The organism is Demequina muriae (assembly GCF_030418295.1).
Taxonomy (GTDB): Bacteria; Actinomycetota; Actinomycetes; order Actinomycetales; family Demequinaceae; genus Demequina; species Demequina muriae.
In genome coordinates this window covers 2,186,790-2,199,667 of record NZ_JAUHQA010000001.1, presented here as the reverse complement: position 1 = coordinate 2,199,667, position 12,878 = coordinate 2,186,790, and the positions used below count along the sequence as shown (strand labels likewise).

Here is a 12,878-nt window from a genome sequence, read left to right as displayed (position 1 = left end):
GAGGTTGACCCCCCGGCCCGATCGGAGAGATCAGTTGACCGTGAAGCCCTGGTCGTTGGCGTACTGGACAAGGGTGGCCTGGAGGTCGTCCAACGCCTGGTCAGACGACTTCTGCCCCTCCACCATGGCGAACAACTCCTCCGTGAGCTGGTCGTAGGCGTAGTTCTGGAACGGGCTGAACGTGAAGCCTTCGTAGCCCGCGGCCGCCTCCAGGAACACGTCCCGGTTGATCTGCTGACCGTCGAAGAACGGGTACTCAAGGTCGGCGAAGTAGTCGGACTCCAAGATCGGCGTCCACAGCGGGAACAGCGCCGCCTCCTCAATGCCGATCTTCCATGCCTCCTCGGTGCCGAAGATCTCCTTCGCCACCAGTGCTGCGGCCTCAGGGTTCTCCGCCTGCGAGGTCACGGCGAACGTGGATCCACCCCAGTTGATCTGCACCGGGTTCGCCAGGTCCCACTGAGGAACCGGGGCTGCGCGCCACTGGGCGTCCGGCTCGGCGTCCGACAGACCTGCGAGGTAGCCCGGGCCCCATGCCGCTGCAATGTAGACGGCGTAGCTGCCATCGACCAGCTTGGTGTTGTAATCGGCGGCGAAGGCGTCATCCGTGGCGACCAGACCACGGTCCACGAGGTCGGCCCAGTAGGCGTTGACATCCTTGGCGCCCTGATCATTGACCTCGATCGAGATCTCCTGCGGCTGGGCGCTGTCGTACTCGAACGGTACCGAGCCGGCCTGCGCGAAGAGCGCCTGGTTGTACGCCCTGCCATTGGTCGGGAAGTCGGCAAGCACTCCCGGAGCGCCCGCGTCCTTCAACGCCTCGGCCGCCACTGCGAAGTCTTCCCACGTCTCCGGCACCTCGATGCCGTACTCGTCGAAGATGTCCTTGCGGTAGAGCATGCCCATGGGCCCGCCATCGACCGGCACGGCATACACCGCGTCGCCGCTCTTCACGTCCGACCATGCACCTTCGGTGTAGTCGCCCTCGATGTCGTTGACGCCGTACTCGGTAAGGTCCACGAGCGCGTCACGGATGGTGAAGCTGGAGAGGACCTCGGCCTCAAGCATGATCACATCGGGGGCTCCCGAGCCCGCCTCGATCGCGGTGGAGAACTTCGAGTACTCGTCGTTCCCCTGGCCGGCATTGGTCCAGCAGACCTGAACGTCGTCGTGCGTCTCGTTGAACAGGTCGACGACGGGCTCGAAGGACGGGTACCACGCCCATACCAGCACTTGCGTGGCGTCTTCGTTGACGATCTCGTTGGTGCACGCCTGGTCCGAGCCGCCCGTACCGGCGCTCTCGCCGTTCTCGCCTTCTTCGCCGGACGAGCATGCGGCCAGCGTCGCCACGCCGAGCGCGGCCAACCCCGTGGCTGCGATGAGTCTGATGTTCATGTGGTGCTTCCTCTCGCGGTGTTCGACACCTTTGTCTGAGTGCGATGGGACCGGCCCGCGGTGAGCCACATAGGTAACTCTGCGGTGAGCCCTAGCTTGTACAACGTTGGAAAGTAAACGTTGTAAAGACATCATGGGGGCGTCGATGTCGCCTGTCAACCGCTCAACGGGGACTTTATGATTCTGTGACCTGGGTCGCGTGCGCGGCCTGAGTCAGCGTCGCGGCGCCGACTCGCGCTCGACGATGGAGAACTCCGCGAGCTGCGTTTGAGGTGGCGGTCGGTGGCCGCGGCTGTGCGCCTCAAGGCGCGCAATGAGCGTCTCGACAGCCGTCCGAGCGATCCAGTCCTGACCGGGGTGCACGCTGGTCAGGGACGGCACCGAGTACCGCACCTCTTCGATGTCATCGAATCCGATCACTGCGACGTCCTCGGGGATCTTCAGCCCCGCCTCAAGAAGCACGCGCACCGCTCCGAGGGCGAGGGTGTCGTTGAGGCCGAACACTGCATCGAACTCGACCCCGGATCGAAGGAGCCCGCGCATCGCCTCGGCCCCGTTCGCGCGATGCCACAGCCCGGTGTAGCCGATCAGGTCCGGGTCGACCGGAACCCCCGCCGCCTCCAGCGCCGCGCGGTAGCCTGCGAACCGAAGTCCGGCGGAGCCGATCACTTCGCCTTCGTGCGCTCCGATGATGGCAATCCTGCGGCGGCCGGATTCGAGCAGATACTCCGTCGCCGCGCGCGCGGCATCCTGGTTGCGCATCGTCACGTGGTCGGCTGGTCCGTCGAAGATGCGCTCGCCGAGCAGCACCAGCGGGTAGGGAACGTCCAGCGCGGCAGCGTCCTCTTGGCCCATGCCAAGCGGGCTGAAGATCAGGCCGTCGCTGGACTGGCGTCGTGGACTGCGAAGAAGCTCGAGTTCCCGGTCACGATCCCCACCCGTGTGCTCCAGCTGGACGATGAGGCCTGCGGACTCCGCCGCCTCGATGACTTGAGCCGCCAACTCGGCGAAGTACGCCAGGGCCATATCGGGCAGGGCCAGGGTGATGGCACCCGAGCGTCCGGCGCGAAGGTTGCGGGCCGTGAGATTGGGCGTGTATCCGAGTTCCGCGACCGCGGCCTCGACCCGTGCGCGGGTGGCCGGTCGAATATGCGGGTAGCCGTTGATCACATTCGACACCGTCTTGATGGACACGCCTGCGAGCTGTGCCACCTCTCGCAACGTCGGCGTCATAGTCCCTGCTCCTCAGATCGTGGCACTCAGGCTACAACGTTGCAGCCAGCCTCCTTAGCGCCCCGGCACGGTGATGAAGATGTTGAACAGGTCCGGGTGGTGTGCGTGCACGAGCACCGCGAACACGACGGCGTCGAACAGCAGGTGCACCGCGAGGACATACGGCAGCGACTTGAAGCGCGAGAAGATCCACGCCTGGATCAGCGCGAAGGGGATCGTGAGGAGCGGCCCCCACTCGCGGTAGCCGAGCTCCCACAGGAACGACACGAACACCAAGGACTGCAGGATGTTCGCGAGCCACATCGGGAAGTGCCGCATCAGCAGCGCGAACACGGTGCAGATGAAGAACAGCTCGTCCCAGATGCCGACGGCGTTCACCCCCACGAAGAGCCGCGCGATCTCGTTGCCGCCGGTGATCTCCGGCCAGTTCATGTACGCGCCGGAGCCGATGAAGTAGAAGGGCAGGATCAGGTACCCGGCGAGGACGACGAACCCCAGGTACCACCATTGCGCGCGACTCCAGCGGCGGCCCGTGAACATGGGGAACTTCACCGCGTCGTGCTTCAGCCAGTAGCGCGCGAGCGCCCACGGCACCAGCACCGCCAGCGACAGCGCGATGGCGAATCGGGTGATCCCGGCATCGGAGAGGTCGGCCTCGAGCGAGATCGTGGAGATGATCAGCTGACCGATCGCGATCAGGCTCAGGTCCTTGGCGAGGCTGCGGTCGATCAGGAACGCGAGCACCACCCCCGCGATCAACGGGACGTACCCGAGGGGGCGCTCATGAATCGCGAACAGCAGCACCGCCGCACCGCACACCAATGCGGCGGCCGTGACGCGGCCGACCGTTCTTGCGTCGGCGCGCAGGGGCGCGATCTCCACCGGGGCCTGGGAAGTCATGGTGACGAGCATCCCATGACCCCCGGCCGATGCGGTCGCTCAGCTCCGCGCGCAAGCGCACCGGATCTTCCTACAGCATGCACCCCGAGGGCAAACCGTGAACAGAATCTTCCTATAGGGGAAGGCGGCGCGGAGGGCTAGGCGTCGACCGGGCGGGCCGCCTCCACGTGGAAGGTGGGCTCGGTCTTGGCGGGCAGGGTCTTCGGACGCCACGAGCCGCGCGTCGCCTCGAAGGCCGTGATCTCCTCTTCGTGCTGGAGGGTCAGGCTGATGTCGTCCAGCCCCTCGAGCAGGCGCCAGCGCACGTAGTCGTCGATCTCGAACGGCACGGTGAGCTCGCCGCAGGTGACGGTGCGGTCCTCGAGGGACACGGTGATCTGCTTGCCGGGCTCGGCCTCGAGGAGCTTCCAGATGAGCTCGATGTTCTCCTGCGTGACGATGCCGGTGACGAGCCCCTGCTTGCCGGAGTTGCCGCGGAAGATGTCAGCGAAGCGCGGGGCCAGGACGACCTTGAAGCCGTAGTCCTTGAGCGCCCACACGGCGTGCTCGCGAGACGAGCCGGTGCCGAAGTCGGGGCCGGTGACCAGCACCGACCCGTTCTTGTAGGACTCCTGGTTGAGGACGAACGACTCGTCGCCGCGCCACGCGGCGAACAGCGCGTCCTCGAAGCCTGTACGGGTCACGCGCTTGAGGTACACGGCGGGGATGATCTGGTCGGTGTCGACGTTGGAACGGCGCAGCGGGACGCCGATGCCGGTGTGGGTGGTGATCTTCTCCATGGCGTCTCTCCTTTAGGCGGAGGCACCGACGAGCACGTCGGCGTCCTCCAGGTCGGCGGGGCTGGACAGCGTGCCGCGGATCGCGGTCGCGGCGGCGACGAGCGGGCTCACCAGGTGAGTGCGGCCGCCCTTGCCCTGGCGTCCCTCGAAGTTGCGGTTCGAGGTGGAGGCGGCGCGTTCCTTGGGCTTCAGCTGGTCAGGATTCATGCCCAGGCACATCGAGCAGCCGGCGTTGCGCCACTCGGCTCCGAAGTCGAGGAACACCTGGTCCAGCCCCTCCTGCTCGGCCTGCAGGCGCACTCGCGCCGAGCCGGGCACGACGAGCATGCGGGTGTTCGGGGCCTTGGTACGGCCCTGAATGATGGCGGCGGCGGCACGCAGGTCCTCGATGCGGCCGTTGGTGCACGATCCGAGGAACACGGTGTCGATCTCAAGATCGCGCAGCGCCTGGCCGGGCTCGAGGCCCATGTAGACCAGCGCGTTCGCGGCAGCCTCGCGCTCGTCGGCGTCGGCGATCTCCTCGGGGTTGGGGATCGAGGCGCTCAGCGGCAGTCCCTGGCCCGGGTTGGTGCCCCAGGTGACGAAGGGCTCCAGCTCGCTCGCATCGAGATTGACCTCGGTGTCGAACACCGCGTCGTCGTCCGTCACGAGCGTGCGCCAGTACTCGACGGCCTCGTCCCAGTCCGCGCCCTCGGGAGCGTGCGGGCGGCCCTTCACGTACTCGAAGGTCGTGTCGTCAGGCGCGATCAGTCCGGCGCGGGCGCCGGCCTCGATCGACATGTTGCAGACCGTCATCCGCGCCTCCATCGACAGCGACCGGATGGCCTCGCCGCGGTACTCGAGCACGTAGCCTTGACCGCCGCCGGTGCCGATCTTGGCGATGACTGCGAGGATGATGTCCTTCGCCGTGGAGCCCTCGGGCAGAGCGCCGTCGACGTTGATCGCCATCGTCTTGAATTCCTTGAGCGGCAGCGTCTGCGTGGCGAGCACGTGCTCGACCTCGGAGGTGCCGATGCCGAAGGCCAGCGCGCCGAACGCGCCGTGCGTGGAGGTGTGCGAGTCGCCGCAGACCACCGTCATGCCCGGCATGGTGAGGCCCAGTTGCGGGCCGACCACGTGGACGATGCCCTGATCGGCGTCACCCAGCGAGTGGATGCGCACGCCGAACTCCTTGGCGTTGTTGCGCAGCGTGTCCACCTGGGTGCGGCTCGTGAGGTCCGCGATCGGCTTGTCGATGTCGAGCGTGGGAGTGTTGTGGTCCTCGGTCGCGATCGTGAGGTCGGGCCGGCGCACCTCGCGGCCGGCGAGGCGCAGACCCTCGAAGGCCTGGGGGCTGGTGACCTCGTGGCACATGTGAAGGTCGATGTAGATGAGGTCCGGCGCGCCGTCCTCGCCCTTGCGGACCAGGTGGTCGGCCCACAGCTTCTCCGCCAGTGTCTTTCCCATCTCAACCTCCGTGCTCGACATCTCATATTTTGAGACGCTAGTATCGCTCTATGGACAAGCATAGCGGCGTCGGCGTCGTTGACAAGACTGCAGCGATTCTTGGCGCGCTCGAGCAGGGACCGGCGACTCTCGCCGAGCTCGTGACCACCACGCACCTGGCGCGGCCCACGGTGCACCGCCTCGCCCTCGCGCTCGAGCACCACCACCTCGTGGGCCGGGACGCCCGCGGCGCCTTCATCCTCGGCAGGCGCTTCTCCGAGCTCGCCGCGACCGTGGGCGAGGACCGCCTGGTCTCCGCGGCACTGCCGGTGCTGACGACGCTGCGGGACCGCACCGGCGAGTCGAGCCAGCTGTACCGCCCGCACGGCGCCCACCGCATCTGCATCGCCGCGGTCGACCGCCCGGTGGGCCTGCGCGATTCGATCCCCGTCGGTACGACCATGACCATGAGCGCAGGATCCGCGGCCAAGGTGCTGCTGGCGTGGGAGGAGCCCGCGCGCATCCACCAGGCGCTGGCGGACGCGAACTTCACGGCGGCCGATCTCGCGCAGGTCCGTGACGCCGGCCATGCCGAGAGCGCCGGGGAGCGCGAGGCGGGCGTCTCGTCCGTCTCGGCACCCGTGTGGGGAACGGCCGGGACGGTGATCGCCGCCGTGTCGATCTCCGGCCCCATCGAGAGGCTCACCGCGCACCCCGGAGCGGCCCACGCATCGGCCGTCATGGACGCCGCACGCCAGCTCAGCGACGTGCTGCGCCGCACCGACCACTAGCGCCGCACCGCCCCGCGGGGCCGATGCGCGCTCGAGTCCGCCATTTCCCCGGCCGAGCGCGCTTGCATCATCGCCCCTGGCAGAACACCCATTTCCGAATGTGAACGTTCTACCGCGCGCGTATCGAAACGTTTCTTGCTACGTTCCTGACACGGACTTCGGAGCGCCTCGCGCCCGGCCCGTGAAGGTCCCGGATACCTCGATGGCTCAAAGGAGAGCATTGTGAACCGAGCAGCGTCCAGACGCGCCTCCATCGCCGCGGCGAGCGCCGCCATTCTTGTCGCCGTAGGGCTGGCGCCCGCGAGCGCCGACGTCGTCAACGGCGACTTCGAGTCTGCCGTCGACCCATGGTGGACCACCGCGAACCTCACCGACAGCGCGAGCATCGACACCGGCGCCCTGTGCGTCGACGTGCCCGGCGGCACCGCGAATCCGTGGGACGCGATCGTGGGCCAGGACGGGCTGAGCCTCTCCCCCGGCGACTACGTGTTCGGCTTCGACGCGTCGTCCTCGACAGGCACGTCGACCGCGGTGGGGCTCGTCCAGTTCCCCGTGGACCCGTGGACCCAGCTCGCCAACGTGACGCAGCCGCTCACCGACGAGATGACGCGCTACGAGACATCGTTCACCGTCGACGAGGACGTGACCGGACTGCAGACGGCGTTCCAGGTCGGCGGCGCGAGCGACCCGTGGACCTTCTGCGTGGACAACGTGTCGGTGGCGCCCGCGGGCGTCGAGCAGGTGGTCAACGGCACGTTCGACGACGACCTGACCGGGTGGACCCACTACGGATTCGTCGACGGGAGCGCACGGGTCGAGGACGGCACGTTCTGCGCGACGGTGCCGGCGGGCACCACGAACCCGTGGGATGTGGCGCTGTTCCAGGACCTGCAGCTCGTAGCCGGCGACTACTCGTTCAGCTTCGACGCGAGCGCGGCAGGGCCGGTGCGGGCGATCGTGCAGCAGGAGGGGGGCGCGTACGCCTCGTACGGCGAGATCGCGGCAGGCAACGACGCCGAGTGGACCCGCTATGAGACCTCGCACCAGGCGAACGACGACCCGGTCGACCCTCGGCTGGGCTTCCAGGTCGGCGGCGCCGCCTCCGAGTGGGAGTTCTGCCTCGACAACGTGTCCTACCTGGGCGGCGTGACCGTAGAGCCATACGAGCCCGAGACCGGCCCCCGCGTGCGCGTCAACCAGGTCGGCTACCTGACCCACGGACCCAAGGAGGCGACGCTCGTCACCGACGCGACGGAGCCCGTCGGGTGGGAGCTCCTCGACAGCGCCGATGCGGTGGCCTCCTCCGGCATGTCGGTCCCCCTCGGCACTGACGAGTCCGCGGATCAGAACGTGCACGGCATCGATTTCTCCGACGTCACGGCGACCGGCACGTACACGCTGGTGGCGGATGGAGAGGCGTCCTACGAGTTCGAGATCGGCACGGACGCCTACGAGCAGTTGCGCTACGACGCGCTCAACTACTTCTACCTGGCGCGCTCAGGGCTGGAGATCGACGGCGACATCGTGGGTGAGGAGTACGCACGGGCCGCCGGCCACGTGTCGTCGCCTGCCGACGGCGTCGCGAACAAGGGCGACCTCGACGTTCCCTGTCAGAACGCGGCCGATGCGGCGGCGGTCTACACCGATGGGTACGGCTGGGACGGGTGCGACTACACGCTCGACGTCGTGGGCGGCTGGTACGACGCGGGCGACCACGGCAAGTACGTGGTGAACGGCGGCATCTCGGCCGCTCAGCTGCTCGGAACGTACGAACGCACCAAGACCGCCGCATCGGCCGAGCTGGGCGCCCTCGCCGATGGCACGCTGAACGTGCCGGAGACCGGCAACGACGTCCCCGACGTGCTCGACGAGGCGCGCTGGCAGCTCGAGTTCATGCTGGCGATGCAGGTGCCAGAGGGAGCACAGTTCGCTGGCATGGTCCACCACAAGATCCACGATGACGGCTGGACGGGCCTCCCACTCATGCCGGCGAACGACGCGCAGGTGCGGGAGCTGCACCGGCCCTCGACCGCGGCGACGCTCAACCTCTCCGCCACCGCGGCGCAGGGCGCTCGCCTGTTCGCGCCGTACGACGAGGACTTCGCTGACGAGCTGCTTGCGGCCGCCCGGTCCACGTGGGCGGCGGCGCTCGCCACCCCGGACCTCTACGCCCCGGTGGCCGACGGTGCGGACGGCGGCGGTCCGTACGACGACGACGACGTGACTGACGAGTTCTACTGGGCTGCGGCCGAGCTCTTCCTGACGACCGGCGACGATGAATACGAGGACTTCCTGCTGGCGTCCGACGTCGACGGCGCGGACGACGTCGCGGACGGGTTCTACTGGGGCTCGCTCGCCGCGCTCGCGAAACTGGACCTTGCGACAGTGCCGAACGACTACGAGCGCCGTTCGACCATCGTCGACCAGGTCATCGCCGGTGCCGACGCGCTGCTGGCAGTCCAGGAGGGTCAGGAGTTCGGCCTCGCGCTCGCTGACGATGCCTTCGAGTGGGGATCGAATTCGGCGGTGCTCAACAACCAGGTCATCCTGGGCACCGCGTTCGATCTCACGGGAGAGCGCGCGTATGCCGATGCGGTGATCGAGTCCATGGACTACCTGCTCGGCCGCAACGCGCTCAACGTGTCGTACGTCACCGAGTACGGCGACGTGACGAGCCAGAACCAGCACTCGCGCTGGTTCGCTCACCAGCTCAATGCCGAGCTCCCGAACCCACCTGCAGGCTCGGTGGCGGGCGGTCCGAACCCGGACTACGGCACGTGGGACCCGACCATCCAGGGCCTCTACCCGGATCAGGACTGCGCCCCGCAGCTGTGCTACGTGGACCACATCCAGTCCTGGTCGACCAACGAGATCACCGTCAACTGGAACGCGGCGCTCAGTTGGGTCGCCTCGTGGATGGCGGATCAGGGTCAGGCCGCGACCGAGGTCGCGCCGTGCGCGGTGTCGTACACGGTTCACGGCTCGTGGCCGGCTGGCTACAACACCCAGGTGTGGATCACGAACACCTCGGATACGGCGATCACCGACTGGTCCCTGACGTGGGGCTACCCGGCTGACGACACCGTGAGCAGGCAGGCCTGGAGCGCTCAGTGGAGCCAGGAGGGCGCCTTCGTCACGGCTGAGTCGATGCCGTGGAATGGGACCATCAAGCCCGGCAAGCGCACCACGATCGGGTTCATCGGGGCGCCCGGGACGCTGGCCGATGCGCCTCCCGAGCAGTTCTGGGTGAACGGCAACGCCTGCACCACGGGCTGACGCTCACTCACCGCGAGGGGCCGAGCGCATCACGCCGATGTGCTCGGCCCCTTGAGCGGTGCGTCGTCGGACCCCCGTGCGGCAGCTTCCTCCGCCAGCGCCGCCGCGACTCGCCTGACCGCGCGGTAGACGCCGTTGCCTCGCTCACCAGCCTCCGCCAGGACGACGAGCACGAGTTCCCCGTCCACTGAGCGGGTGATGACCTGACGAGAAGCACCGTAGATGACGGCACCCTCGGCCTCGTCGACCCCGAGAGCCTGCGCCACGAGCCCCGCGACGCCCACAAGTGTCGCGGCAGCGGCGGCTCCCTGCTCACGCGCGCCAAGCGCCGCATCGTCGTAGTGGGCGATGCCGTCATGACCCGCGACGATCACGCGGTGGACGCCTGGGTGGGCGTGCAGTTCCTGTGCGTAGTGAGCGCAGCGGTCGCGCGCGATCACGACGTGCGAACCATGCCGGAGATCGCACGCAGTCTCTCGGCCTCGTCGAGCACGGCATCACCGCCGGCGATCGGATCCGCATCGGCGTCCATCAGGATGGCGAGCACGTGGCCCGCATCGACGGGCGCGAGCACGACGGTGCCCGACTCCCCCACTGTCAACGATGCGCGCGCGGCGCCAAGGCCGAAGGCCGCCGTCGCGGTCGCCGCGAGGCCGAGGATCGCAGCGGTGAGCGCCGCCCCGCCGTCGCGCTCCTTGAGCGGAACGTCGTCGTAGAGTGCGATGCCATCGGTACGGGCGATGATGACTCGAGTCACGCCACGGACCGTGTGCCGGAGTCGCGCACCGGCCAAGAGCCCGTGCTTGGGGATGATCACGAGTGCACCCCGCCCACCATCGCCTGTGCCTCGACGGCGGAGATGAGCCGGGCAAGCAGCGCATGGACCGCATCGGGATCGCGAGGATCACACGCGACGAGCGCGTGCCGCGGCACTCCCACGAACTCCGCGAGCTCGTCGCCGCTCACCTCGGAGGGGTCCCACCGGTTCACCGCCAGCACGAACGGGGCTCCGGGCGCGAAGGCACCGAATCGCCGGACGATGGACTTCAGTTGAGCCTGCGCCTGCAGCCGACTCGCGTCGACCATCAGCACGTACCCGGCCATCCCGTGCGCGAGCATCGGCCACATGAAGCTGAACCGTTCCTGTCCGGGCGTGCCGAAGAGCGTGACGACGCGCTCGTCGACGCCGACCGCGATGGTCGCCGTCCCGTGGTCCATCGCGACGGTGGTCTGCTCCTTGAGCCGCGAGGTCGCGTCGGAGACCGTCCGCTCAGCGCCGATGGCGTCAGAGCAGATGGTGCGGACGAAAGTGGTCTTGCCTGACCCGAAGGGGCCGGCGATCACGATCTTGTGAATGTCTGACATGGCGCCGACCTCCCGGGCGAGCGATCACGACCGCTCGCCACGGCGAGGGACATCAGATCGAGAGCGACTGCTCGACGGACTGGAGCTGGCGGCGTGCCATCGCAAGATTCGCCCGGTCACGCTGCAGCACGAGGTAGATGAAGAGCCCGTGACCGCTCGGCGACGTGACGAGCCGGATCAGGTGGAACTGCTTGCCGAGCGTGATGAGGATGTCCTCGATCTTGTCGTCCAGTCCGAGCGAGTCCATGACGCGCATCTTCGAGCGCACCACCTCGGTGTTTCCCGCGGCGGCAAGATCGAGATCGACTCCGCCCCCTGCAGTGGCGAGAGTCATGCCCGACTCGTAGTCGACAAGAGCGGCCGCCGTCGCGCCTTCGATCGTCATGACGGTGGTCATCGTCTCAGTGGCGTTTGCCATGTTCCCCTCCTAGGGACCGTCGGACCCGGAGGCCCGAATCAGTAGTGCCGTCGCACCCCGAACTGGTGCGCAAGCGAATGCAAGACGTCCCTCCGTCGGGGAGGGACGCTACGTGTTCGCACGACGTCGGCGGGCGGACTGGTCACCATGGCGATGAACTTTTCGACCCGCTCCGCAGCGGGACCAAGGTCCGTTGCGACCGCGCCGAACCCGGAGTAGACCTGGAGCATGGACACCGTCGTCGTATATGAGTCGCTGTGGGGCAACACCGCCGCCATCGCGCAGGCCATCGCGCGAGGTTTCGGCAACGGCGCCGTCGCACTCACGACCGACAAGGCCACCCCCTCCGTCGTGGCCCGAGCGCGGCTCCTCATCGTCGGCGCCCCCGTGCACGCGATGAACCTTCCCACTGACGCCTCCCGCACCTCCGCCATGTCGAAGGTGTACGGCCGCCCGGGCCTCCACGCCGATGTGAGCCACCCGTCGATTCGCGACTGGCTCGAGGCCGTGCCCCCCGCCGACCGTCAGTTCGCCGCATTTGAGACCGGGATTCGCGGGCCACTGGGGCATGGGGCGGCGCGCGCCATCACCAGCCGCCTGACGGCACTGGGGCACACTCCGATCGAAGAGCCGCGCACCTTCACCGTCGCGCTCGTCACCGGCTCAGCGGAGCCGGCGGCGCTGCTGATCGGCGGCCAGGAAGAGAAGGCGGTGCAGTGGGGCGAGCATCTCGCCACTGTCATGGCCGCCAGCCGGGCGAAGGATTCACCGCATCGACCGTGAACCACGCGCGCATGCGTGATCTACCCTGACCGCATGACCGACCAGCCGCGTGCCATCGTCGTGTTCGACGGCGACTGCGGGCTGTGCAACGGATTCGTCGCGTGGCTCATCCGCCATGATCGCGAACGCCGGTTCCTGATCGCGGGCAGTGCGGGCACGGTGGGCCGTGCCGCGCTCGACGCGATGGGTCTGGCCCCCGCGGTGGCCGCGTCGACGCTCGTGATCGCCACCCCCGACGGCCCGCGGCTGCGTTCCGACGCCGTGGCGAGCGTCGCATCGCGCCTGGGCTGGCCCTGGCGCATCGGCGGAGCAATCCGGTGGATTCCCCGCACGATCAGGGATGGCGTGTATTCCGCAGTAGCGGCGAGACGCCCTCGGCGGCCCGCCGATGACCCGGCCTGCGGCACTCCCCCTGGGGAGCTCGTGACCGAGTGGCGTGCACGCCTCGCCACTACTGAGGACGTCGAAGCGATCACTGCCGCATCGCCCGGCCGTCACCGCTCGCCATAAGCG

The 12,878-nt window shown here is 68.2% G+C and carries 13 protein-coding genes; 4 read left to right on the top strand and 9 right to left on the bottom strand.

Going from position 1 to position 12,878, the window contains the following annotated elements; translation table 11 throughout:
• Nucleotides 1-30: 30 nt before the first annotated feature.
• The 5 genes from QQX02_RS10295 to leuC all read right to left on the bottom strand — a co-directional run bounded on the left by QQX02_RS10295 (nt 31) and on the right by leuC (nt 5,753).
• Entirely contained in the window at nt 31-1,395 is a 1,365-nt protein-coding gene (locus QQX02_RS10295) for an ABC transporter substrate-binding protein (RefSeq protein ID WP_301142905.1), read from the bottom strand.
• Nucleotides 1,396-1,608: 213 nt separating this feature from the next.
• On the bottom strand, nt 1,609-2,628 hold the full coding sequence (locus QQX02_RS10290; protein ID WP_301142904.1) for a LacI family DNA-binding transcriptional regulator: 1,020 nt from the start codon (nt 2,626-2,628) through the stop codon (nt 1,609-1,611).
• Nucleotides 2,629-2,682: 54 nt separating this feature from the next.
• On the bottom strand, nt 2,683-3,528 hold the full coding sequence (locus tag QQX02_RS10285; protein WP_301142903.1) for a CPBP family intramembrane glutamic endopeptidase: 846 nt from the start codon (nt 3,526-3,528) through the stop codon (nt 2,683-2,685).
• A gap of 137 nt (nt 3,529-3,665) precedes the next feature.
• Entirely contained in the window at nt 3,666-4,307 is a 642-nt protein-coding gene (gene leuD / locus QQX02_RS10280; protein WP_301142902.1) for a 3-isopropylmalate dehydratase small subunit, read from the bottom strand.
• A gap of 12 nt (nt 4,308-4,319) precedes the next feature.
• On the bottom strand, nt 4,320-5,753 hold the full coding sequence (gene leuC, locus QQX02_RS10275) for a 3-isopropylmalate dehydratase large subunit (RefSeq protein ID WP_301142900.1): 1,434 nt from the start codon (nt 5,751-5,753) through the stop codon (nt 4,320-4,322).
• 50 nt (nt 5,754-5,803) lie between these two features.
• Between leuC and QQX02_RS10270 the strand changes: the two genes are divergently transcribed.
• Together QQX02_RS10270 and QQX02_RS10265 are read left to right on the top strand one after the other, a co-directional pair.
• Nucleotides 5,804-6,523 (top strand): IclR family transcriptional regulator, encoded by a 720-nt coding sequence (locus tag QQX02_RS10270; RefSeq protein ID WP_301142898.1) that lies wholly within the window; start codon nt 5,804-5,806, stop codon nt 6,521-6,523.
• Nucleotides 6,524-6,745: 222 nt separating this feature from the next.
• On the top strand, nt 6,746-9,799 hold the full coding sequence (locus QQX02_RS10265) for a glycoside hydrolase family 9 protein (RefSeq protein ID WP_301142896.1): 3,054 nt from the start codon (nt 6,746-6,748) through the stop codon (nt 9,797-9,799).
• A gap of 29 nt (nt 9,800-9,828) precedes the next feature.
• On the opposite strand, the gene QQX02_RS10260 is transcribed toward QQX02_RS10265, so the two are convergent.
• Genes QQX02_RS10260 through QQX02_RS10245 form a run of 4 tightly spaced genes read right to left on the bottom strand, consistent with a single transcriptional unit; the run spans nt 9,829 to nt 11,582 of the window.
• A complete protein-coding gene (locus QQX02_RS10260) occupies nt 9,829-10,239 on the bottom strand; it encodes a roadblock/LC7 domain-containing protein (protein ID WP_301142895.1) in 411 nt (136 codons plus the stop codon).
• A complete protein-coding gene (locus QQX02_RS10255; protein WP_301142892.1) occupies nt 10,236-10,616 on the bottom strand; it encodes a roadblock/LC7 domain-containing protein in 381 nt (126 codons plus the stop codon). The genes QQX02_RS10260 and QQX02_RS10255 overlap by 4 nt, the downstream gene beginning before the upstream one ends.
• A complete protein-coding gene (locus tag QQX02_RS10250) occupies nt 10,613-11,164 on the bottom strand; it encodes a GTP-binding protein (protein WP_301142891.1) in 552 nt (183 codons plus the stop codon). The genes QQX02_RS10255 and QQX02_RS10250 overlap by 4 nt, the downstream gene beginning before the upstream one ends.
• 52 nt (nt 11,165-11,216) lie before the next feature.
• Nucleotides 11,217-11,582 (bottom strand): hypothetical protein, encoded by a 366-nt coding sequence (locus QQX02_RS10245; RefSeq protein ID WP_301142890.1) that lies wholly within the window; start codon nt 11,580-11,582, stop codon nt 11,217-11,219.
• Between the two features lie 228 nt (nt 11,583-11,810).
• Here QQX02_RS10245 and QQX02_RS10240 point away from each other — a divergent pair, with 228 nt between their 5' ends.
• Together QQX02_RS10240 and QQX02_RS10235 are read left to right on the top strand one after the other, a co-directional pair.
• Nucleotides 11,811-12,365, top strand: coding sequence for a flavodoxin family protein (locus QQX02_RS10240; protein ID WP_301142888.1), 555 nt, complete (start codon nt 11,811-11,813; stop codon nt 12,363-12,365).
• 33 nt (nt 12,366-12,398) lie between these two features.
• A complete protein-coding gene (locus tag QQX02_RS10235; protein ID WP_301142886.1) occupies nt 12,399-12,875 on the top strand; it encodes a thiol-disulfide oxidoreductase DCC family protein in 477 nt (158 codons plus the stop codon).
• The last annotated feature ends 3 nt before the right edge of the window (nt 12,876-12,878 follow it).

Coding starts and splice junctions, on each gene's coding strand:
- QQX02_RS10295 (WP_301142905.1), bottom strand. CDS start 1,395: ATGAACATCAGACTCATCGCAGCCACGGGGTTGGCCGCGCTCGGCGTG.
- QQX02_RS10290 (WP_301142904.1), bottom strand. CDS start 2,628: ATGACGCCGACGTTGCGAGAGGTGGCACAGCTCGCAGGCGTGTCCATC.
- QQX02_RS10285 (WP_301142903.1), bottom strand. CDS start 3,528: ATGACTTCCCAGGCCCCGGTGGAGATCGCGCCCCTGCGCGCCGACGCA.
- leuD (WP_301142902.1), bottom strand. CDS start 4,307: ATGGAGAAGATCACCACCCACACCGGCATCGGCGTCCCGCTGCGCCGT.
- leuC (WP_301142900.1), bottom strand. CDS start 5,753: ATGGGAAAGACACTGGCGGAGAAGCTGTGGGCCGACCACCTGGTCCGC.
- QQX02_RS10270 (WP_301142898.1), top strand. CDS start 5,804: ATGGACAAGCATAGCGGCGTCGGCGTCGTTGACAAGACTGCAGCGATT.
- QQX02_RS10250 (WP_301142891.1), bottom strand. CDS start 11,164: ATGTCAGACATTCACAAGATCGTGATCGCCGGCCCCTTCGGGTCAGGC.
- QQX02_RS10245 (WP_301142890.1), bottom strand. CDS start 11,582: ATGGCAAACGCCACTGAGACGATGACCACCGTCATGACGATCGAAGGC.
- QQX02_RS10240 (WP_301142888.1), top strand. CDS start 11,811: ATGGACACCGTCGTCGTATATGAGTCGCTGTGGGGCAACACCGCCGCC.
- QQX02_RS10235 (WP_301142886.1), top strand. CDS start 12,399: ATGACCGACCAGCCGCGTGCCATCGTCGTGTTCGACGGCGACTGCGGG.